Origin of the sequence: Geobacillus uzenensis, from assembly GCF_002217665.1 — a bacterium.
In the GTDB taxonomy this organism is placed as follows: domain Bacteria; phylum Bacillota; class Bacilli; order Bacillales; family Anoxybacillaceae; genus Geobacillus; species Geobacillus subterraneus.
Genome location: NZ_NEWL01000005.1, coordinates 69,802 through 89,912, shown reverse-complemented (window position 1 = coordinate 89,912; position 20,111 = coordinate 69,802). Strand labels below are relative to the sequence as shown.

31 protein-coding genes and 1 riboswitch are annotated in these 20,111 nt (G+C 53.0%); of the genes, 11 read left to right on the top strand and 20 right to left on the bottom strand.

Annotated features, from left to right (window positions below; genetic code table 11):
• Positions 1 to 76: 76 nt before the first annotated feature.
• The 3 genes from B9L21_RS05770 to B9L21_RS05760 are packed head-to-tail and all read right to left on the bottom strand — an operon-like array spanning position 77 to position 2,945.
• Positions 77 to 1,132, bottom strand: a complete 1,056-nt coding sequence (locus tag B9L21_RS05770; protein ID WP_063165625.1) for a polysaccharide pyruvyl transferase family protein — start codon at positions 1,130 to 1,132, stop codon at positions 77 to 79.
• Positions 1,129 to 2,250: a glycosyltransferase family 4 protein gene (locus B9L21_RS05765; RefSeq protein WP_063165624.1), complete on the bottom strand. Its 1,122-nt coding sequence runs from the start codon at positions 2,248 to 2,250 to the stop codon at positions 1,129 to 1,131. Before B9L21_RS05765 ends, B9L21_RS05770 begins: the two co-directional genes overlap by 4 nt.
• Positions 2,250 to 2,945 carry a glycosyltransferase family 2 protein gene (locus B9L21_RS05760; RefSeq protein ID WP_413229270.1) on the bottom strand — a complete coding sequence of 232 codons (696 nt, stop codon included), beginning with the start codon at positions 2,943 to 2,945 and terminating at the stop codon, positions 2,250 to 2,252. The genes B9L21_RS05765 and B9L21_RS05760 overlap by 1 nt, the downstream gene beginning before the upstream one ends.
• A gap of 271 nt (positions 2,946 to 3,216) precedes the next feature.
• On the opposite strand from B9L21_RS05760, the gene B9L21_RS05755 reads away from it, so the two are divergent.
• Both B9L21_RS05755 and B9L21_RS05750 read left to right on the top strand, forming a co-directional pair.
• Entirely contained in the window at positions 3,217 to 3,657 is a 441-nt protein-coding gene (locus tag B9L21_RS05755; protein ID WP_063165622.1) for a hypothetical protein, read from the top strand.
• Positions 3,658 to 3,673: 16 nt separating this feature from the next.
• On the top strand, positions 3,674 to 3,883 hold the full coding sequence (locus tag B9L21_RS05750) for a hypothetical protein (RefSeq protein WP_063165621.1): 210 nt from the start codon (positions 3,674 to 3,676) through the stop codon (positions 3,881 to 3,883).
• A gap of 107 nt (positions 3,884 to 3,990) precedes the next feature.
• On the opposite strand, the gene metC is transcribed toward B9L21_RS05750, so the two are convergent.
• Positions 3,991 to 5,169 (bottom strand): cystathionine beta-lyase, encoded by a 1,179-nt coding sequence (gene metC, locus B9L21_RS05745; protein WP_063165620.1) that lies wholly within the window; start codon positions 5,167 to 5,169, stop codon positions 3,991 to 3,993.
• A gap of 3 nt (positions 5,170 to 5,172) precedes the next feature.
• Entirely contained in the window at positions 5,173 to 6,276 is a 1,104-nt protein-coding gene (locus tag B9L21_RS05740) for a methionine biosynthesis PLP-dependent protein (protein ID WP_063165619.1), read from the bottom strand.
• 202 nt (positions 6,277 to 6,478) lie between these two features.
• Positions 6,479 to 6,589: riboswitch (SAM riboswitch) on the bottom strand.
• A 187-nt stretch (positions 6,590 to 6,776) separates the two neighbouring features.
• Here B9L21_RS05740 and B9L21_RS05735 point away from each other — a divergent pair.
• From B9L21_RS05735 to B9L21_RS05725, 3 genes are read left to right on the top strand one after another with little or no spacing between them, the layout of a single operon-like run.
• Entirely contained in the window at positions 6,777 to 7,505 is a 729-nt protein-coding gene (locus B9L21_RS05735; RefSeq protein WP_063165618.1) for an alpha/beta hydrolase, read from the top strand.
• A gap of 37 nt (positions 7,506 to 7,542) precedes the next feature.
• Positions 7,543 to 8,064, top strand: coding sequence for a YjcG family protein (locus tag B9L21_RS05730; protein WP_063165617.1), 522 nt, complete (start codon positions 7,543 to 7,545; stop codon positions 8,062 to 8,064).
• A gap of 1 nt (position 8,065) precedes the next feature.
• A complete protein-coding gene (locus tag B9L21_RS05725) occupies positions 8,066 to 8,500 on the top strand; it encodes a GNAT family N-acetyltransferase (RefSeq protein ID WP_063165616.1) in 435 nt (144 codons plus the stop codon).
• A gap of 40 nt (positions 8,501 to 8,540) precedes the next feature.
• Here the strand turns inward: B9L21_RS05725 and B9L21_RS05720 are convergent, their stop codons facing one another.
• From B9L21_RS05720 to B9L21_RS05710, 3 genes are all read right to left on the bottom strand, one after another.
• Positions 8,541 to 8,798, bottom strand: a complete 258-nt coding sequence (locus B9L21_RS05720; protein WP_063165615.1) for a stage VI sporulation protein F — start codon at positions 8,796 to 8,798, stop codon at positions 8,541 to 8,543.
• Positions 8,799 to 8,919: 121 nt separating this feature from the next.
• Complete coding sequence (locus B9L21_RS05715; RefSeq protein WP_082816535.1) at positions 8,920 to 9,051, bottom strand: YjcZ family sporulation protein; 132 nt, start codon at positions 9,049 to 9,051, stop codon at positions 8,920 to 8,922.
• 77 nt (positions 9,052 to 9,128) lie between these two features.
• Positions 9,129 to 9,365 (bottom strand): hypothetical protein, encoded by a 237-nt coding sequence (locus tag B9L21_RS05710; protein ID WP_063165614.1) that lies wholly within the window; start codon positions 9,363 to 9,365, stop codon positions 9,129 to 9,131.
• A 128-nt stretch (positions 9,366 to 9,493) separates the two neighbouring features.
• Between B9L21_RS05710 and B9L21_RS05705 the strand changes: the two genes are divergently transcribed.
• Positions 9,494 to 9,814, top strand: a complete 321-nt coding sequence (locus B9L21_RS05705; RefSeq protein ID WP_063165613.1) for a thioredoxin family protein — start codon at positions 9,494 to 9,496, stop codon at positions 9,812 to 9,814.
• A 130-nt stretch (positions 9,815 to 9,944) separates the two neighbouring features.
• On the opposite strand, the gene B9L21_RS17570 is transcribed toward B9L21_RS05705, so the two are convergent.
• The 11 genes from B9L21_RS17570 to B9L21_RS05655 form a co-directional block, all read right to left on the bottom strand.
• A complete protein-coding gene (locus tag B9L21_RS17570; RefSeq protein WP_168157876.1) occupies positions 9,945 to 10,115 on the bottom strand; it encodes a hypothetical protein in 171 nt (56 codons plus the stop codon).
• A 19-nt stretch (positions 10,116 to 10,134) separates the two neighbouring features.
• Entirely contained in the window at positions 10,135 to 10,995 is an 861-nt protein-coding gene (locus B9L21_RS05700; RefSeq protein WP_063165612.1) for a DUF421 domain-containing protein, read from the bottom strand.
• A 12-nt stretch (positions 10,996 to 11,007) separates the two neighbouring features.
• Positions 11,008 to 11,214, bottom strand: coding sequence for a DUF1657 domain-containing protein (locus B9L21_RS05695; protein ID WP_063165611.1), 207 nt, complete (start codon positions 11,212 to 11,214; stop codon positions 11,008 to 11,010).
• A gap of 11 nt (positions 11,215 to 11,225) precedes the next feature.
• Complete coding sequence (gene spoVAE / locus B9L21_RS05690) at positions 11,226 to 11,582, bottom strand: stage V sporulation protein AE (protein WP_063165610.1); 357 nt, start codon at positions 11,580 to 11,582, stop codon at positions 11,226 to 11,228.
• Position 11,583: 1 nt separating this feature from the next.
• The gene (spoVAD, locus tag B9L21_RS05685; protein ID WP_063165609.1) at positions 11,584 to 12,597 is read right to left on the bottom strand and encodes a stage V sporulation protein AD; all 1,014 of its coding nucleotides are present in this window, start codon (positions 12,595 to 12,597) and stop codon (positions 11,584 to 11,586) included.
• A complete protein-coding gene (gene spoVAC, locus B9L21_RS05680; protein WP_063165608.1) occupies positions 12,597 to 13,076 on the bottom strand; it encodes a stage V sporulation protein AC in 480 nt (159 codons plus the stop codon). The genes spoVAD and spoVAC overlap by 1 nt, the downstream gene beginning before the upstream one ends.
• Before the next feature lie 11 nt (positions 13,077 to 13,087).
• The gene (locus tag B9L21_RS05675) at positions 13,088 to 13,564 is read right to left on the bottom strand and encodes a YhcN/YlaJ family sporulation lipoprotein (RefSeq protein WP_063167323.1); all 477 of its coding nucleotides are present in this window, start codon (positions 13,562 to 13,564) and stop codon (positions 13,088 to 13,090) included.
• A gap of 95 nt (positions 13,565 to 13,659) precedes the next feature.
• A complete protein-coding gene (locus B9L21_RS05670; protein ID WP_020958988.1) occupies positions 13,660 to 13,866 on the bottom strand; it encodes a DUF1657 domain-containing protein in 207 nt (68 codons plus the stop codon).
• Positions 13,867 to 14,024: 158 nt separating this feature from the next.
• The gene (locus tag B9L21_RS05665) at positions 14,025 to 14,228 is read right to left on the bottom strand and encodes a hypothetical protein (protein ID WP_063165607.1); all 204 of its coding nucleotides are present in this window, start codon (positions 14,226 to 14,228) and stop codon (positions 14,025 to 14,027) included.
• 27 nt (positions 14,229 to 14,255) lie between these two features.
• Positions 14,256 to 14,480: a hypothetical protein gene (locus tag B9L21_RS05660; RefSeq protein WP_063165606.1), complete on the bottom strand. Its 225-nt coding sequence runs from the start codon at positions 14,478 to 14,480 to the stop codon at positions 14,256 to 14,258.
• Between the two features lie 272 nt (positions 14,481 to 14,752).
• Complete coding sequence (locus tag B9L21_RS05655) at positions 14,753 to 15,088, bottom strand: hypothetical protein (protein ID WP_063165605.1); 336 nt, start codon at positions 15,086 to 15,088, stop codon at positions 14,753 to 14,755.
• A 154-nt stretch (positions 15,089 to 15,242) separates the two neighbouring features.
• On the opposite strand from B9L21_RS05655, the gene B9L21_RS05650 reads away from it, so the two are divergent.
• Both B9L21_RS05650 and B9L21_RS05645 read left to right on the top strand, forming a co-directional pair.
• The gene (locus B9L21_RS05650) at positions 15,243 to 15,962 is read left to right on the top strand and encodes a hypothetical protein (protein ID WP_063165604.1); all 720 of its coding nucleotides are present in this window, start codon (positions 15,243 to 15,245) and stop codon (positions 15,960 to 15,962) included.
• Positions 15,963 to 16,064: 102 nt separating this feature from the next.
• Positions 16,065 to 16,829: a hypothetical protein gene (locus tag B9L21_RS05645; protein WP_063165603.1), complete on the top strand. Its 765-nt coding sequence runs from the start codon at positions 16,065 to 16,067 to the stop codon at positions 16,827 to 16,829.
• Between the two features lie 185 nt (positions 16,830 to 17,014).
• On the opposite strand, the gene B9L21_RS05640 is transcribed toward B9L21_RS05645, so the two are convergent.
• On the bottom strand, positions 17,015 to 17,365 hold the full coding sequence (locus tag B9L21_RS05640) for a DUF1360 domain-containing protein (protein ID WP_063165602.1): 351 nt from the start codon (positions 17,363 to 17,365) through the stop codon (positions 17,015 to 17,017).
• A 180-nt stretch (positions 17,366 to 17,545) separates the two neighbouring features.
• Here B9L21_RS05640 and B9L21_RS05635 point away from each other — a divergent pair, with 180 nt between their 5' ends.
• The 3 genes from B9L21_RS05635 (at position 17,546) to B9L21_RS05625 (ending at position 20,091) form a co-directional block, all read left to right on the top strand.
• Complete coding sequence (locus B9L21_RS05635) at positions 17,546 to 17,848, top strand: hypothetical protein (protein WP_063165601.1); 303 nt, start codon at positions 17,546 to 17,548, stop codon at positions 17,846 to 17,848.
• A gap of 159 nt (positions 17,849 to 18,007) precedes the next feature.
• Positions 18,008 to 19,012 carry a phosphotransferase gene (locus B9L21_RS05630; RefSeq protein WP_063165600.1) on the top strand — a complete coding sequence of 335 codons (1,005 nt, stop codon included), beginning with the start codon at positions 18,008 to 18,010 and terminating at the stop codon, positions 19,010 to 19,012.
• Positions 19,009 to 20,091, top strand: a complete 1,083-nt coding sequence (locus B9L21_RS05625; RefSeq protein ID WP_063165599.1) for a glycosyltransferase — start codon at positions 19,009 to 19,011, stop codon at positions 20,089 to 20,091. Before B9L21_RS05630 ends, B9L21_RS05625 begins: the two co-directional genes overlap by 4 nt.
• The last annotated feature ends 20 nt before the right edge of the window (positions 20,092 to 20,111 follow it).

Genomic DNA, 20,111 nt, shown 5'->3' with positions numbered 1-20,111 from the left:
CGAGCATACACGTTGTCAACAACTTTTTTTTAAAAAATCGCTGTTCATGGTGAAAAAAGGGGAAGACGCCTTCCCCCTAAAGAAACAGCCCGTGTCGGAACGGTTCGAGCAGGAGCGGGGTGTAGTGGCGGCGGGCGGCTTCGTATTGCTCAATGATGCGGCTACGCTGCTTCTCAGCGCGGGCCACCGTTTTGACCAATTCGGTATCAAGCTGCGGGCTGGCGGTGGAAATGACGTACTGTTCGAGGCTGAGGGAGGCGGCGAAATCGAAGACTTTCAACCGGTAGCCGAGCATGACGGCCGGAACGCGGGCGGCCAGGGACAATAGGTTGGCGTGGAGTTTAAAGTTGACGGTGGCTGTCAATGGGCGGAGCCGTTCGATGAGCTGCTGTTCGTTGTATAACGTGCGGTCGAAGGTGACGCGCTCCGGGCAGTTGATTTTCTTGTACAGCCGCTCGCAGGCAGGGCGATCATTTGGCCAAACGATGTACAAGTAAATCCGATAGCCGGCGTCAATCCACGTTTTGGCCGCGCGGGCGAGGGCGTCTTCGACGAGCGTTTCATTTTGTCCGAATAAACGGTTGTATGTCGTCCCCCAGTTGATGCCGATCGTTTTTTCTGTCCTTGGCTGCTCGGCAGGCATGGCAGGCGACAGAAGCAGCCCGGGGTCGCCGATGACGCGGACGTTTGGCGAACGGGCGCCTAACGCATCTAAGACCGCTTCGCTGAGCGGGCCGCGGATGCCGGCGAAGGCGGCTGAAGCGAGGACGGTGCGGAACAGCTCGGCGTCGTTGGCGGAAAAATGACGGTCAAGCGCTGGCCTGGCGCCTGCGCGCAAGGCGTCCGTTTCCGCTTGGCCGATCCAGTCGATGCCGCTTCCCCATATCCATATTTGTTTTCCCGCTTCATGCGCTTGGCGCAAAACGGCCATATAGCCCGGAAGCAAGAGCGAGCCGCCGCCAAGCACAACGGCATCGTACGGAGCGGTGTCTTTCCAATTGACCTTGGGCGTTGACGGAATGATCCGAACGTCCGGAGCGTATTGGCGGGCTGAGGCGGCGAAGACGTTCCATAACAGTTCATCGCCGATGTTTTGAAATCCGAGCCAGCCGATGTACAGCACCTTTTTCATCGTTTCGTTTCCCCTTTCAACAATGATTCATACACGTTCAGCACTTGATCGACGCACGTTTGAATATGGAACTGGCGCATGACCCACTCCCGTCCGGCCTGGCCGAGTTGTTCGCGATATAGTGGGGATTGCAGGAGCCGTTTTATATCTTGAGAAAGGATGTAGCGGCTGCAGCCTTGGCGTGAGCCGTGGTCGCCGAAGTAGCATTCCCACGCGTCATCATACGAGTTCGGCTCGACGAGGCCGAAGTAGCCGTGATTGCCGGCGGCGAGCACCGGCTTGCCGCACGCCATGGCTTCTAAGGCGACTCGCCCGGTGCCGACGACGAGATCGGCGAGCGAGTAATATAGCGCCATGTCGCTTTGTTCGCCGACGAGGTGGATAAACGTCTCGCGGCACGTTTGGTGGATGAGATGGACCAAGTTCTCGACGTCCGAAAAGCGCGGCCCGTCTCCGACAACGACGGCATGCACGTTTGGAAACAGCCGTTTTATATCTTTGCACGCTTTTAAAAGCATAAAGCAAATGCTTGCCTTTGCCCAGGCGAGCCGGCTGCTGTAGACGATGACAAGGGCGTCATCCGGGATGCCGAGCGCCTGCCGTCCCTTGCGGCCGAGCGGGGCGAACTCGTTCGTGTCAATGCCGTTTGGAATGAGAAACCGCCTTGCCGCTAGCGGGCGAATATGCCGCTCGACGGGCGGGCTGACCGCGATGGCGGCTGACGCTAAGCGGAGCATCGTTTCCAATTCGGACGGCGGATAGTACGTGCCATGGGCGGTAAAGACAACCGGAATGCCACGGCGATGCGCTGCAAGGGCAGCGAGGATGCCGGATGGGGTTTGGTGAGCGTGAACGATCGAGATGTTTTCCTTCTGAATCACCGCTTCAAGCTGCTCGACGAGCCGTTCTTTCCGTTGCTCGTCTATGTCGATCGCCGCTGGAAAATCGATAGGATAAAACGGACAGCCAACGGCCCTGAAACGGTGGACGAGCGCCCCGCTGCGGGCGGCGACGGCGATGTGAATGCCGCGGGCCGCCATTTCCTTCGCCAAACTTAAGGTGTGTGTTTCCGTTCCCCCGAAATCAAGGCCGTCTAGCACCATCAAGACGCGCATCATCAACCCCCTCCTTTCTGGTAAAACTGGCGTGAGCGCTGTTTCGGATGGCTGCGGTAATAGTAAAGGATCTCAGGCAAGTTGTCGATTTCGAGCTTCACGTTTAAAAACTTGACAATAAACTCGTAATCTTCCGCGCCGTGAATGCGTCTTGTCGGCCCGCCGAGCCGATCGAAGACTTCGCCGCGGAACATAATCGTTCCGTGGCAAATGCAATGTTTGCCTTCGGCGTATACACGGCGGATGTCGCGCCCGTACGCCAGCCAGTTGGCGGGCGTCTGACGCTCGAAATGACCGTCGGGAAAGGCGGCGTAGTTTGTGCCGACCAAAGCGATGTTTGGGTGCTGGCGCAAAAAGGAAAGTTGTTTTTCCAACCGCTCGGGGTGAGAGATATCGTCGGCGTCATGGACGGCGATGTACTCGCCGGCGCTTAAAAAATAGCCGACCGTTAACGCCCCGGCAAAGCCGGTGTTGCGGGGCAGCTTGCTATACACGATCGGGAAAAACGGTGAACGTTGTTTCATCCATTGTTTTACCGTTTCTTCGCTTCGGTCCTCGGAACCGTCATCAACAATAATCGCCTCAAACTGTTGGTATGTTTGCTTGGCGAGTCCGTCGAGGCAGTCTTGAATGTAGCGGGAAGCGTTGTAGCATGGAATGACGACGCTGATGAAGTCATGTTTTCGCTTTGGCGTCATCATCAATCACCTCACCTACTATATATCGAGTTTTCTTCTTAACGGTGAGAGACGATCGTTGATTTTCTCGAAAAACAGTAGAATGTTCCTTGTCTCTCTATCTTTTTTCCTGTTTATCCCCCCGTCCTTCCTAACAAAATTCGACCGTTTTCCCCATTCCTGCGGCAAAAAAAAATCGTTCTTTTTTCCGCGGATACGCACCCGTGTCGAATGGAAGAGCGATGCATATACGTAGTTAACGAACCGGAATCAGAGAAAGGAGGAAAACAGATTGGGCCATAAACATTTACGCCAGGCGGCGAAAGAGTTGAAAAAAATTCGCAAATGGCTCGAAAAACTAGATCTCGATGATTCGGCTGTCGAACAGATTACTTCGTTGTTAGAAGACATTGCTGATCACGGGGGCGATGCGGAACGGATTTTGCGCAGAATGCTTGAGGAGGAGCGAGAGCAGCGCGCCATCTTAGAAGATGAGCGCGAGTTGTTGCAGGCGATTTTGGCTGCGCTGCGCACCGGCGCACCACCGGTGGGGGATATTCGCGATGAGCTTGAAGACTTGATCGGTGAAACGGTAGAAATTACGGTTAATTTCGGACCGGTGGCCGGCACTGTCATCGCCGTCCGAAACGATTATGTTGTGCTCGAAGATGCGCTTGGTCGCTTCGTCTATGTTCCGTTTGCCAGCATTCAAGCCGTCGCCCGTCTAGACTGAAAGGAGGGAGGAAACGATGGACTTTGCGGCCACATTGGAAGAGCAGCTCCGCCGCCTGATCGGCGAAACGATCCAAGTCGCGACCGATAACAACTTGCTTGAAGGACAATTGACCGATGTAGAGGACGGAACCATTGAGCTCTTGGCCGAGGCAGGCGGATATGAGCGGGAAACGCGAACCGTTCTGATCCCGCTTGCAGCTGTTAACTTTATTCGCGAACTGTAACAGCAAACGAGATAAGGTATGCATCCGCTGAAACGGTGCATACCTTATCGGGCGGTTGGAAAACGGCTTTGCCGCGACAGCATAGCCGTTTTTTGTTTTTCGCTTCTTTATCGCGCCGAAATCGACGGACGCTCATTGACAAACGACAGCGCCTGCTCAAAATCGGCGATCAAATCGTTGACATCCTCAAGCCCGACGCTCAGCCGCAGCAAGCCGTCGGTAATGCCGCGCTGAAGCCGCTCGTCTTTCGGCATGGCGGCGTGCGACATTTTCGCCGGGTACGACAAAATCGACTCGACGGCGCCAAGGCTGACGGCGAACACCGGCAGGCGGACGTGGCGGACGAACGTCCGGGCTGCTTCTTCATCCGCTAGGCGGAACGACAGCACAGCACCGAACCCCACCGCCTGATTGTGCTGGGTCGCATGGCCCGGGTGGTGCGCCAATCCTGGGTAGTACACTGCCTCCACCTTTGGATGGCCCGCCAAATAGGCGGCGATGGCGGCCGCTGATTCGGACGACTGTTTCAGCCGGACGTGGAGCGTTTTTATGCCGCGCAGCACGAGCCAGGCGTCTTGGACGCCGAGGACGGCGCCAAAGGCGTTTTGCAATTTGTACAGCTGTTTGCCGAGCTCCTCGTCTTTTACGACCGCCAGTCCGGCGACGACGTCGCTATGGCCGGCTAAAAACTTCGTCGCGCTGTGGAGGACAAGGTCAACGCCGAGATCTAACGGGCGCTGCAGCGCCGGGGTCATAAACGTGTTATCTAAAAACGTCAAACAGCCATGCGCTTTCGCCAGCTCGACGACAGCGCGAATGTCGGTCACTTTTAACAGCGGGTTGGACGGGGTTTCCATATAAATGACTTTCGTGTTCGGACGGATGTTTTCCGCCACCGCCTCGAGGTCGGTCATATCAACGAACGTATGCTCGATGCCGAAGCGGCTCAACACTTCGGTAATCATCCGGTATGTGCCGCCGTAGACGTCTTCCGTCACAAGCACATGGTCGCCTTTGGACAGGAGCAAAAAGGCCGTGGAGATGGCGGCCATGCCGGAGGCGAACGCGAACCCGCGCACGCCGCCTTCTAGTGCGGCAATCGTTTCCTCAAGCGCTTCGCGCGTCGGGTTGCCGGAGCGGCTGTAGTCGTATTTGCCAAACGAGTCGAAATCGAACTGATGGAACGTGGACGCGTGCTGGATCGGCACGCTCACCGCCCCAGTTGCGCGGTCGACTTTCCATTCGTTATGGAGCAGTTTCGTTGAAAACGACCATTCCCGTTCCATCGCTCACACCTCTTTCATGTTTTTGAACGCCTGCGCCAAGTCGGCGATTAAATCGTCGGCGTGTTCAATGCCGACCGAGAAGCGGAGTAGCCGGTTGCAGACGCCGTTTCGGATGCGGATGTCTTCTGGAATGTCAGCGTGCGTCTGTGTCGCCGGATACGTAATAAAGCTTTCAACCCCGCCTAAGCTTTCCGCGAACGTAATGAGGCGCAAGCTTTGCAAGAAGCCGTTCACCCATTTTTCATCAGAAATCCGGAACGACAACATCCCTCCTCTTCCCGGGTACAAGACGTCGGTGACATCTTCATGTTCGCGCAAAAAGGCGCTGATTTGTTTGGCGTTTTCTTCATGTTGGCGCATCCTTAGCGCCAACGTTTTCATCCCGCGGATCAGCAGCCAGGAATCAAACGGCGACAAAACAGCGCCGATGGCGTTATGGTACTCGGCCAAGCGTTGACAAAGTTCCTCGCCCTTGGCGACAACCAGACCAGCTAAGACGTCGTTATGGCCGCCTAAATATTTCGTCGCGCTATGAATGACAATATCAGCCCCTTGTTCGATCGGGCGTTGAAGCACCGGGGTGTAAAACGTGTTATCGACAATCAACAATAGCCCATGCTGTTTGGCCAGCTTGGCGACCGCCGAAATATCCGCCTCGTGCATCAACGGATTTGTCGGCGTCTCCAAAAAGATGGCTTTCGTTTTTTCCGTGATTTTCTCTTCCACGGCAGCGAGATCAGCAAAATCGACGTAATGAAAGCCGAGGCCGTATTTGCGCCAGCCGCGCTCAAACAGGCGGTACGTGCCGCCGTAAAGGTCGGCCGATACGAGAAACTCATCTCCGCTCTCAAACAAGGCGAGCACCGTCTGAATGGCGGCCATGCCGGAACTGAACGCATAGCCTTGGTCACCGCCTTCCAGCTTGGCGATCGCCTCTTCGACGATTTTGCGCGTTGGATTGCCGGTGCGGATGTAGTCAAACCCGGTTGACTGCCCAATGCCGGCGTGGCGGTAGGCAGTTGAAAAATAGACGGGCGGGTTGACCGTTCCTGTCGCCGTTTCGCTCCGGTTTCCCATTTGCGCTAACAACGTTTCCAGTTTCTCCATCTCATCTCTCTCCTTCTGCTGAAAAATTCCCTCGTGGTCAAACGGCCGACGGCCATGGCGCCCGAAGCGCTGCTGCCTGTCTCGGCAACCGAGCACCTCGGCTTTGGCCCGCCTCACATGTCGGCGAAGCGGCCGCCTAAACAAAGGAAAATAAAAAAAGTCTTCGAAGAAGAAGACTTTTCCATACCCATGGTCATGCTTCTTCTTATCTGCCGAATTGAGCGCTCAATTCGCTGGATTTAGCACCTGGCCGCCAAACGGCTGGTTGCTGAAGCTTCACAGGGCCAGTTCCCTCCGCTTCTCTCGATAAGAACAGGACGTGTATTCAATTTTGTTAATTTATAAAAAAATGTAACCCATTCCGGCCGTTTTGGCAAGTCCTTTTTTTGACGCTGGCAATGTTCGGCAAATTCACGAAAAATTCGAGCCCTTCATTAACATCTTTTCGCCAAAATATGTTACAATAACAGGTGAACTTACCGTTTTCATGGAGGATGGTCATGGCAGCCGCAACAGGAACGATGCGTGATTACGCGCTGTACAGCGGAGAACTTCAAGAGAAAATCGAACTGCTCGTCTATTTGCCAAGCAATTTTTCTCCGCTTCACAAATATTCTTTACTAATCGCTCAAGACGGCAAAGATTATTTTATGTACGGAAAAATGAAGCACGTCATCGAAACGCTAATGGAGGAAGGAACGATCGACCGGACGATCGTTGTCGGCATCCCGTATCGGAATGTGAACGACCGCTACGAGAAATATCACCCGGCGGGCCAAAAGCGCGAAGCGTACATTCGCTTTTTAGCCCATGAACTCGTTCCGTTTTTGGACGACGAGCTGCCGACCTACCAAATCGGCAAAGGCCGGGCGTTGATCGGCGATTCGCTCGGCGGAACGGTCTCGCTGTTAGCCGGTCTGTTGTATCCGCATACATTTGGAAACATCGCCATGCAGTCCCCTTATATCGATGACTCGGTGCTGGCGTGCATCCGCGCGTTCCGCGATCCGTCGCTTCTTTCGATTTACCATTCCGTCGGCACGGAAGAAACAGCCGTGAAAACAACGGACGGCCATGTACGCGACTTTATTACACCAAATCGAATGGCGCGGGACTTGTTTATGGAAAAACGGTTCACCTATACGTACCATGAGTTTGCTGGCGGCCATGCGTGGACGTATTGGCAGCCTGATGTGCCAAGGGCTGTATCTGCTATTTTGTCGCTGTAAACAATGGAAAACCAACCATCCAAGGAGGGAAATCGGGATGAAGTACGGCATTGTATTATTTCCGTCGAAGCGCATTCAAGATTTTGCCAACTCGTACCGGAAACGGTATGACAGCCATTACGCCCTCATCCCGCCGCATATTACGTTGAAATATCCGTTTGAAGCGGATGAGGGACAATTGAAAGAGATGACGAAGGAGCTGCGCCGCATCGCAGCGGAAACACCTCCAATTCCGATCAAAGTGACGAAATTCAGCTCGTTTTACCCGACAAGCAACATCATTTATTTGAAAGTGGAGCCAAATGACGTGCTTGATCGCCTTCATGAGCAGCTGCACAGCGGCTTGTTCACCGCAAAACCGGAATTTGTGTTCGTGCCGCACATTACGATCGGCCGCGATTTGCCGGGCGCGGAATATGCCGACGTCTACAGCCAGCTGAAGCTGCAAAACGTGCATTTTGAAGAGACGATCGACCGGTTCCATCTTCTGTACCAGCTCGAGAACGGATCATGGACCGTCTATGAAACCTTTGTCGTTGGAGGAGAGGAAACGGTATAACATGAACATCGCCATTGGAACAACAAACGACCGATCCTTATATGAGGACGCTTTGCACGTCCGCCGGCTCGTCTTTATCGAGGAGCAAAACGTGCCGGAAGAAGAAGAAATCGATGCGTTTGAGCAAGAATCATCCCATCTCGTCTTGTATGATGGCGAAAAACCGGTCGCGGCCGGCCGGCTTCGCTTCATCGATGAAGGGGTCGGCAAAATCGAACGCATTTGCGTGCTGCCGTCCTACCGCGGCTGCGGTGCCGGGCGGATGGTGATGGAAGCCATTGAGCGGCTTGCAAAAACAAAAGGGGCGAAAAAAGTGAAGCTGAACGCCCAAACCCACGCCGAACCGTTTTACAAAAAACTCGGCTATGAGGTGGTGTCCGGCGTGTTTATGGATGCCGGCATCCCCCACGTCACGATGGTGAAATCGCTCGAATAAGCCGAATAAAAGGGAGCTTGCGCGCGCAGCTCCCTTTGGCTTATTTTTTATTGTTCATCATATTGGCAATCGTATTAAAATCAATTTGTTTGCCGCTCTGGACGATCGTTTTGACGATTTGGTCTTCGAGTTCTTTCGGCACCTTCCGATTGGCGATTTGCGCGACCCGCTTCACCACTTGGCGCACCGTTTTTTCATCGTTGAAATTCGCATTTTGCAGCGAGTTGGCAAGCTCAAAAATGTCTTTCATATTGACGCCCGTTTTCTTTTCAATGTTTTTAAAAAATTGTTGATCCATCTTCCTGCCTCCTTCTCCCTGTATATCGTATGATTGTTCTGCAAGAAGGTGCATCATAAGGGAAAAGAAAAATACGAGCCGTTCGAGGCGCCGAAACGGCCCGTATCGGATTCGTTTTTCGTTAGCCGACAAATGCTGCGCCGACAATAATCAACAAGATGAACAAAACGACAATCAGCACAAAGCCACCGCCATAGCCAAATCCGCCATAGCCGTAGCCGTAGTGCGGAAATCCGTAGCCGCAGAAGCCCATTCTCGTGCACCTCCTTCTCCGTTTACTGTATCGTATTCATCACCTCAAGGCGGCGTATGGGCGCACGTGCCATTTTGTCAGCCAAATAGGCGAAACAGCTCAGCAAACTCTTTTTCTTTTTTTGTAAACCATTGCTCAACGTAATGTAAGTTGCCTTGTACGCTTTTTAAAAATCCATTGTTTAGTTTTTCGATTTCCTGCAGCTGTTTGTTGAAATCGTTCCCCCACTGTTCGAACAGACGAATGAATTGTTCATGTCCTTCTTTTCTTGAGGCAACCCATGCTTCAAGCGCCTTTTCCAGCTCTTTGCTCACACTTTCCCCCCCTTTCTTTCTGTTGTATGCAACACCGGTGTCCGAAGGTGAAGGCGTTGCCGTTCTTTTTTTGCCGCACCATATGGTAAAGTAAAGATGAACGACAATATGGAATGGAGGAAACACGCATGAAACCCATTGAAACGAATGACCAGTTTACAGCGGCCATCTCCGGCAGCAAGCCGGCTGTCGTCAAATTTTACACGACTTGGTGCCCTGACTGTGTGCGCTTGAACATGTTTATCGATGACATCATTCGCGATTACGGGCAATACGATTGGTTTGAGATCGACCGCGACCAATTTCCGGAGCTTGGCGAGAAATATCAAGTGCTCGGCATTCCGAGCTTGCTTGTGTTCCAAAACGGGGAAAAAATCGCTCATCTGCATAGCGCCAACGCGAAAACACCGGAAGAGGTGCGCGCGTTTTTGCAATTATTGCCCGTTTAATTCCCTTCTCCCGGCGGCATGGAAAAACAAGGCGCTGTAATCATTTTCGAACCATTGTTTTGGTGGAGAGGAAACAACAGGAAAAGGTGTCCCGGTATGTTGGGGGACACCTTTCCCGATCATCAGACGCTTAATATTCGATTTCGTCGTAATCTTGCGGCTGGGGCGTCACACGGCCGTTATCGAACATAAATTCAATCGAAATTTCTTCATCGGTCGTCCGCGTCCGTTCAGGGCGGCCGTCCGTTTTCAGCTGAATCTGAATTTCTTCATCCGTTGTTTTTGTCCGTTTCTTCTCCATGATCGGATCCTCCTCAACATTAGTTTCGCAATAGCGGCTCGACTTTTTGGATGAGTTCCGTCATTTTCGCCGCATTGGTTTCGTACAGCGCCTTCGCCTCTTCCGAATCGGTTTGCAACGCGTATAGCTCAAAGTCGGCTTGCACTTTCTTCATTGCAGCCAACAACAGCTTTTTCTCCTGCGGCTCGGCCACTTGAATTTTGTCATCGTACAAATCAATCGTCAGCTGTCCATATGAATCGACTTGGGCGAGGAAGACGTTTTCGACCGCTACTCCTTGCTTATCAAGCTGTTCTTTCAGCCAGCCGCGGCCAAGCCCCATCGTCGCAAGCGGCTCGTCCAAAATCATGCCATCCATAATGACGGTTTGCGGCTCTTTTTCCCGCGGCGGGTTCGGAAACATATCGCCAACCGTAAGCGGCTGCTTTTCCCGCTTCAACAAGACGTTCAGATCGCCATTCGGCTCAAGCAAGGCAAACTCGACATCCGCGACACGAAACACATCTTTTTTGCGCAACTGCTCAAGCAGCTCGTCAACTGTGTATTTCTCTCGCTTTAAGTTCTCCTCCAAAATTTTGCCGTTTTTGATCAAGACGGTCGAATTGCCCTCGACGAAATCGCGGAACTTTTTGTTGCGCAGCGAAATGCGGGCGGCCAGCACCGGGATGAGCGACCAAATTAAAATGCTTGTGACCCCTTCCTCGAGGGAAATCCCTAAATCGACAGACATTGTTCCGGCAATGTCACCGACCGTAATGCCAACAATATATTCGAAAAATGACAGCTTCGCCAATGGCTTCTTGCCGAGAATGCGAGTAATGATAAACAGTCCGATCAAAATACAAACGGAACGAATGGCGGCTTCTAACCATACAGGCATGGATCATGCTCCTTACTTTCCATGATATTGCGGCTCCTCGAATTCGAGTCGGCCGACCCGGTCTTTCAGTTCGGCGATGATCTCCTCGGTGGCGAGCATCGCCTCATGAAACGTCCGCTGCGCTGTTTCGTCTTGCGATGTGAGCGCCAACTGTTGCAGCCCAGCGTGAATGCCTTTTAGGCTCGCTAACGTTTGTTTCACTTGCGAAGCAACGGTCATGAACGTCCCTCCTATCCTTTCGGGCGGAACAAAAGCGCGCCGAGAAATCCGAAGACGATGGCAGCGGAAATGCCGGCGCTTGTCACTTCAAACATGCCGGTCAACACGCCGACGATGCCGTGTTTTTCCGCTTCCTGCATCGCCCCGTGGACGAGCGAGTTTCCAAAACTTGTAATCGGAATCGTTGCCCCGGCGCCGGCGAAGTCGATGAGCGGTTCGTACAAATCAAATCCATCCAAAATCGCTCCAGTGACAACGAGAATCGTCAGCGTATGGGCGGGGGTGAGCTTAAAAACATCCAGCAAAATCTGGCCAATGACGCAAATCAACCCGCCGACGACAAACGCCCAAAAAAACATGGCTAGCACGCTACGCCTCACCTCCATACTCGATCGCCACCGCATGGGCGATGCACGGAATCGTTTCATTTTGCTGGAACGACAATGGCGACAATAACGCACCGGTCGCTACAGCTAAAATGCGCTTCAGCTCGCCGCGCCGCATCCGTTTGAGCAAATGGCCGTAAATGACCACAGCGGAACAAGCCGCCCCGCTCGCCCCGGACAGCACGGGCTGCCCATCGCGGTAAATAAGGAGCCCGCAATCTTGGTAACGCTCCTCATCAATCTCAATGCCGTGCTGACGCAACAAATCTAGGGAAACTTGACGCCCGATTCTCCCTAAGTCGCCGGTGACAATCAAGTCATAGTGCGATGCATCGATTTGCATATCGCGTAAATGCGCTTCAATCGTATCGACCGCCGCCGGTGCCATCGCACCGCCCATATTAAACGGATCGGCCATTCCCATATCGACGACCCGGCCGATCGTCGCTGCCGTCACGCGCGGCCCGTCCCCTTTTGGGCTGACGATGGCGACCCCGGCGCCAGTGACGGTCCACTGCGCCGTCGGCGGCTTTTGTCCGCCGTACTCTGTCGGATAGCGGAACTGTTTTTCGACGGCGGTGTTATGGCTCGATGCCCCGGTCAATATATAGTCTGCCCCGCCATAGTTTGTAATAAAAGCGCTGAGCGCCAGCCCTTCCATTGATGTGGAGCAAGCGCCGAAAATGCCGAGATACGGGGCGCCGAGCGTCCGGGCGGCGAAGCTAGTCGGCGTCATTTGATTAATTAAGTCGCCGGCGATGAAAAACTGCACCTGTTCCTTCTCCAAACCGGCCTTTTCCATCGCTTGAAATGCCGCTTCCTCAAGCAAAACGCGGTGCGCTTTCTCATACGACTCCTCGCCAAGCCATAAATCTTCGTGAAGAAGATCGAAATCGTCGGCGAGGCGGCCGTTGGCCTCAAACGGCCCGCCGACGGCGGCGGTCGCAACAATGGCCGGTTTGTTCGCAAATACCCAAGTGCGATGCCCTTTCAGCATTACAATCCCCCCCACTGTATGGCAATCGTTTTGATGAGGGCGATGACAAATGCCGCAAACGTACCGAACAAAATGACCGAGCCGGCGAGCTTGAACATGTTGGAACCCACGCCGAGCACGAATCCTTCTGTTCGGTGTTCAATCGCCGCGGAAATGACGGCGTTGCCAAACCCCGTCACCGGCACAGCGCTCCCCGCTCCGGCGAACTGAGCGATTCGGTCATAGACGCCAAGGCCGGTTAAAATCATTGACAAAAAAACCATGGTCGCCACCGTCGGGTTCCCTACCGTCTGCTCGGTGAAGTCAAAGAAATACATATAAAAATAAGAGATCGCCTGTCCGATCGCACAAATGGTCCCGCCGACGAGAAAGGCGCAGGCGCAGTTGCGAACGATCGGGCGCTTTGTTTCCCGTTCTTTTTCAAATAAGTGATACTCTTGTTGAACCGGAGTTAACTTTTTCCGCTTTTCATTCGCCATAATGACACCTCTTATGTCTGCTCTTTGCTCAGCTTTTCAATGCGCCCGATTTCCCGGTTGACCTCCCGCTGATCCCAGCGTTTGTTGACCATCTTTGTTTTTAATTGCTGCGTTTTCCAAAAGATTTTTAAATCGCTTGAGGAAACAACTTGGTAACCGGGAAACATATCGCGCAGTCGGTCTTCAACGTCTTTTTCGATCTTCTTTCGGTTCCATCGCTGCATATGGGGAATTTGATACGCGACGAGCAGCCGGTCTCCACTGTTGACCACCACCACATCGCGGATGTCCCGGCGCTGTCGTAAATAGGCGGCGGCCCGCTCGGCCGGTCCTTGGTCGAGCCGAGCCCCTTTGGCCGTCCCAGACGTTTGGGCTCGCATCAAATCCGCCCCTTGCAGCGATTGTTTTTGTTCTGTTTCCTCTTTCGCGCAGCCGCTGACCACCATGAAGGCAGCCATCGCCGCCAACCACCATTGTTTCATCGTCATCAACCCATTCGTTTTATGTATTTCCGTCAGGCGGGGAAAAGGTTGGCGTGCCGCCAACCTTTCCGCCCGAACCGCAACATCTGCCTCCGCAAATGTTACTGCTGTTTATATTGTGGCTCTTCGTTTTGGATTTCTTGCACGCGCGAGTTGACTAAATCGATGACCGCTTGCGTTTGTTGAGCAGCTTGCTGATAAAGCTGTTTCGCGGCTTGGTTTTCCGTTTGCAGCGCAAACGTTTCGAAGCTCGCTTGGGCGGTTTTTAATCCAGCTAACGTTTGTTTCACTTGTGTAGCAACAGTCATGATTCATGTCCTCCCTTAAGTGGTTGAATTGGTGGTGACAATGATTAGAATGGTTTTTCCCCGGCAAATTATAATTGTCATTTACTGTAAAACAGTCCGCCGCACTTCCGGTTTTTCGGGCGCAAAAAGGGCGCCGTTGCCACAGGCGCCCTTGCCGTTTATGACTGTTTGTCGACTTTGTCAGAATAACCGCGGCCAAGCGATGGATTGTTTAAAATGCCGGCCATCACTAAAACGCTTAACAGCGCGTGATACAGCTGCTCGTATTTGCCAAGGTCGATATCGACGCCGAACGTCTCAAGGGCCAATACGACAAACGACCCAATTCCAAGCCAAAGCCCGTAATTTTTAAAACGCTCCACTGTTCATATCCCCCATTTGCCTCATGACTAAATCCATGAGAACGGCCTCCGTTCCCCTTCGTCCCGATCGTGTCCTCCCTCATCGCGCCCTGCTCCATCCCGCACATCTTCAATGGCTTCGATCTCGGCATCAGCACGATGCGGGAACAGCCATGGATCACGAATGCGTCCGCGCGGCACAATCACGACGTCATCGGCGTGAATGATCAGCTTATCAACGTGAATGACTTTTGCTTTTTTTCGATCCGACATCCCCATCCCCCCTTCCTTTCGCCTAGTTGCACTGTTAGACTATGCAAGGAAAGGAAACGGAGTATAGGCGTCTCTCACGGCCTCTTGCTATTTCTTTACGACCGGCGGCCGGCCGCAGCCGCAGCCTCGTGGGCGCCGCACCGGCTGGGTTGTCGAGGAAAGCGCCCACGTCGTCGGTTTCGGCGGAGTTGGTTTCATCATGGCTTCATCCCCCCGTATAGAAAAATGTATGGCTATTGCTATTGTATGGCCGTATAGGCCAAGGGTGCTTCTCATTTTTTGCTGCCTCGCTCCGGACGGGGCGCAATCGCGTTTTCTTGCCTAAGCGTATGGAAAAACCAACTGTCCGGCCGTTCTTCCTTGTCAACATCGCCCGACGCTTCCGGCTGCGGCAGCTGTTGCAATTGACGGCGCAGTTCGTCGTTTTCTTTCATGAGCTGTTTGATTTGTTCGTAACGCTGTTCGCTTTGGTAGGCCAGTTCCCGCAAAACAATATTTTCCGCTTCCACCTCTTTCAGCCGGCGCTCCAGCTCGGTGATCCGTTCCATCAGCCGCCGTTCATCCATTCCTCTTTTTTCCGTATGGATCGTCCCTTGTTTTTCTTTCATTCGTCATCTCCCCCTTTGTTTCGTCTCCGGCATGCGTCCGTCGGCAAAAAATCCGCATCTGTCCCAACACATTTACCCATGTCGTTCATAGTATACAGTAGTCCCAAACCATCAGGCGTTGGGGAACAAATGAACGATAGGAGGAACGAAGAAAATGGGCCATTATCATCGTCGCGATAAAGAAAAAGTATGCATCAGAACCCGCAAAGTTTACGACTGGGTGACGCGCCAAATTGATGTACCGTTGCGCAGCTTCAGCGGCGACGATTTGGAAATGATTTTTCCAACGACCAATTGCCAGCGGACAGGAACAATGTGTGAATTCTTGACGGCGCAAGCGATGGACCCGCAAGCTTTGACGATCCGCTGCTTCTTAACCGATGCTGCAGGAAACCCGATCGATCCAGTCGTTGACCAGGACGCGTTGATTTGCCAGGAAATTACGCAACCAAACGGCCGGCAGCCTGTAAACGTCACGCTTCCTTCTGGTGAGATCGTCACGCTGCAAAAAGTCAAAGCGCTCGTCAAAGGGCACGTCGTCGTGCAAATCGTCAGCCCGACCGGCACGGTCATTTGCCAGTCGTCACCGATTCCGTTTGCCACGGCGCAAACATTCATCTTATGCGCTCCAGAAGGCACGCAACTCAACTGCCATATTTCTTTCTTCGAATGCGACACGAGCCTCGTTTGCACGGACAACTTTGCCCAGCTCGACGTTTCCATCACCTTGTGCCTTGAAGTCCAAATGGAAGCCGATGTCAAAATCGAAGTCGAAGCCCGTTTCTGCCAGCCGCGGGAAGAACTTGCTGAAGCCGTGCTTTGCCCGACGAACAAATTCCCGCCGCAATGCCCAGACGTATTCCCGGCCATGTAACGTCCGGCACCGTTCAGGCTGTTGTTCCCAACAACAGCCTTTTTTATATGGCATTTGCCCGCTGTGCGTACATAAGATAAAAATGGAAGGGGTGGAAAGCAAGTGAAAAACACGAACGATGACCGACACCTCCGCCTGCAGCAGCAAATCATCCACTACCGGTCGGAAGCTGCCTCATGCAAGCAACAGTTGCAGCAACTAGAAGCCGAGCTGGCCAAGGAAAAAATGCGCAGCGCCTATTGGAAAGAAAAGTTCCGCGAAGCAGAAACCGTCAACGTTGAAACATATAAGAAAAAAATCGCTGCCTTGGAACGCCAATTGTTGTTATCCGAAATCGCCCTAGAAGAGGCGGAACATCATCGCTCCGAAGGAAAACAAACAACCGCCGAGCCGACCGCCTCTGTGTTGGCGCTGTTCCACTATTCTGTCGTCATTCCGTCGCATCTTGACGAGGAAGAGATGACCGTAATCGGCGATTTCATCATTCGCAACAGCGGAACAACGCCGCTTCACCATCTCATTGTCTGTCTCCGTCTCTCCCCGCCCAAAACAGCGGTGCTGAGCGGAAAAATTGTGCTGCCGCAAAGCGCCCGTGCTGAACAAGAACTGCTTGCCGCAAGCAGCGGAGAAAGCTGGACGTTCACCCAAGAAAACTGGCGGGAAAAAGTGCGGCAAAACGGCGAATATTGGATCGCCCCGCTCCATGGCTCCCCGCTTGAACCCGGTGAAGAGCGGCGCTTCTCCCAATTTGAAATCGCCGTCCGCCCGTCGGGCAGCGCCCGGTCGTTGACGGTCGACGGCTTTGTGTATTGCGCCGAATTGCCAAAAGGCGTTCCCGCGGCCAACCATATCGCCATCCAATGGTAACCGGTCCTTTCCATCGTTTCGCACGCCCAACCGCGCGCTTTCTTTTCTTCGCCGGCCTGCTCTTAGGCCGGTGTTCTCATTCCGACGGCTAACGACAGCCTAAGCGACGCCGGGCCTTGCAAAGCAGCGATTGGCCAGCAGCATCGATGGGCCATCCGCATTGGCCGATCACTAGCCATGCCTCTCTATGACAGCCATCTGCTGACAATCGTCTCAATGAGCGCCGCACCGCCGGCAATGGCAAGCAGCACGATGAACGGTTGAAAGACGGTCGGCCAAAGCATCATGCCGGCGTAACAAAACGCCGCACACCATATCCCGGTGCACCAGTAGCAGCTCAACAATTCGCCGAACCAGCGCCGCAGCCCGCTTCCCTTCAAAACGAGAACTACTTCCCTTCTTCCGTCTGGAAGCTCCTCTTCGACCCACTCGTGAAAAGGCCGGCGCAGCCAGTTCATGATCGCATCATATGCGATGAGCCTCGTCAGGCGGAAGCTGGCCAGACAAAGAAGAACAAACGAAAACGGATCATCCACATTCCTCTCCCCTTTCCGCTCCCCATGGCCGCAAAAGGAGGTCTCTTTTCCTCTTTGCTTCATCTAGCGGCGGGCGAATTCGCCTTCGTGCGGACGTTTACCCAAACGCTCTCCTACGCCAATCATATGATGGAGTATAGGTTTTTAACACAAGAGATAAGAAAGAAAGGAGGCGACACAATGTATCATGTATTTTTCGATCAGCGGCCGACCCGCCCCCGCCTTCCCCGCGCTCTTTATGAACAGCTGACGGCACTTCCGCCGAACACAGAAGTGAACGTACACACCGCCAACGAGACATATTACAACGCGCTTTTTCTCGATTTCGAGCCGCGGACGAACACCGTTTCGCTGTTGGTTGACCGTTTTTACGAAGATGGGGGGCGCCCGCTTTCCCTCAATGCGACGGCGATCACGGCAATCGATCTCCCTGCTTCCATGCGGCCGGCTTCATCAACCAATGTGGATGACGAGGAGGAATAACAGGAACATAGCGTCGCCGGCTGGCGCCCAAACAGCGCAGCCGGCGCTTTAGTTTTTGACGGCGCCGTTTTCTCGTTAGCTGGTGCGCTTGTCTATACCAACTCTTTTTCTCTTACATACACTTTTACTAATCGACAATGATGCTAGGAGGAACTGACCTTGGCTTCGAAACGATCTCGCCTGCTATTTGACGTGTTAAACCATTACGGCCTATCGGAAACCGAGACCGACGTCATCGGTGAACTGAAGGAAGAAAAAGTATGGCTTGTACAAAACAAAAAAACGGGCCAGCGGTACGTGCTCAAGCGGCTAAATGAAGAGAAAACCAATTTTCCGATCTTGCTTCATTCCAAGCTATACGACACAGGATTTCACGTCCCGGAAATTTTCCAGACTAAAACAAAACAATATTACGTTCACCGAAAAAACAGTTATTACTATTTAATGGATTATGTCCCCTTAAGCGAAACAAGGCCATCTTTCCAGCAACGAATCGAGGGATTGGCCCGCTTCCATGCCGACAGCCTGTTTACCGAGTGGATCGGCACCGGCTCTCCTTCCTTTCCGGAGCCGAAAGAGGTGCTGTGCGCACACCGTCAAAAAGTGGCACAATTGCAAGAGCTGGCGAAAACAGCTGCGAATGGGACGGCTCTTTCTCATATAATGAAACAGATGACGCGACTTGCTGACCAGAGCTATGCGCTGCTTGAAAAAAGCAACCTGGCCGGCTTTTGCCGTGAGGCGGCGGAGCGAAAAGCCATTTGCCACGGGGATTATAACAGCAACAATCTTTTATTGGCGGAAAACAACAATGTGGTGATGATCGACTTTGACCGCGCCTATTACGGCCTTCCGCTTGACGATTTTCGTTTTTTGCTCATTTCTTTGACGAAAAACCCGAAAAACAATGTCATCAAACGGCTTCAACCGTTGTTTGAACTTTACTTTTCCATCTGCCTGCCGTACGTTCCGTATAAAAGCGTCTACTTGGCCGATGCCATGTTTCCGCACGTGTTTTACAACGAAGCGGTGAGCCTTGAAAAGCCAAAACGGGCGGCAAGCAACCCATCGTCTTTGGACTTGCTCACCCGTCTCGCCGAACAGGAAACGAAAAAATTCGCTTTTTTGTCCGATTTACTAAAAAGCGAGGGATCGAGAACATGAAACAAACGATCGCCCACTTTATCCATGAAAAAATGAAAATTAACCAGCGCTTTATTTACAACCAAATGGTTCATCTAAAAAAATACCGGTCGATCATGATCGGGTCGTTCGCTGATGATGGCAGCCACCCGTTTCCTCTCGTTAATTATTATCACCTCAACGATATCAACAATTTCGACCGTTTCGTCAAAGAACAAAATATCGTGGCCATTCATGCTCATCACGGCAAACACGCCATTGAAATTCTCCCGCTTTGCATCGCCCATCGCATTCCGCTTGTCGTCAGCATCCGCGGCCGTGACGGCTCCGCAAAAGGGAACAGCCTGCGGCGCAACCAAAAGCGGTATAGCCTGCTCAAACAGCACGGGGCGCTCTTTCTTCCCGTCTGCCGTTACTTAGCCGATGAACTGATCACTTTAGGGTTTCCTCAAGAAAAAATCCATGTCCTCTACGGCGGCATTGAACTCGATTTATTTCCTTATCAGGAACGAACGATCCCGGAAAATGGGGACATCGTCATTCTTTCGATTGGCCGGCTCGTCGAGAAAAAAGGCTTTTTAACGCTCGTGCGCGCCTTCAAGCACGTGCATGCGAAACATCCCCGCTGCCGCCTCCGCATTATCGGGAGCGGGAAAGATGAGGAAAACATTCGCCGGCTCATCAATGAGCTCGGGCTGACCCCATTTGTCGAATTGCTTGGCGCCATGGATGCGGCCGCCATCGCTCAAGAAATGAACCGCGCCCATCTGTTTTGCCTAGCGAGCGAGACGGCCTCTGACGGGGACATCGAAGGCATCCCGAACGTGCTGAAAGAGGCGATGGCGAGCGGGCTGCCAGTCATCTCGACGAATCATGCCGGCATCCCTGAACTGATCGAACACGGGCGCACGGGCTACCTCGCCCCGGAGAAAGACGACAAAGAGCTGGCGAACGGCATCCGCTTTTTTCTTGAACACCCAGAGCAGATTCCGCTGTTTACAAAGCGGGCGCGCAAAGTGATTGAGCAGCGGTTTGACGTCGCCAAACAAATTAAAGAGCAAGAACGGCTGTACGATTGGCTGAGAAAAAAAACCAGGTAGTTTGCACCTGGTTTTTTCAT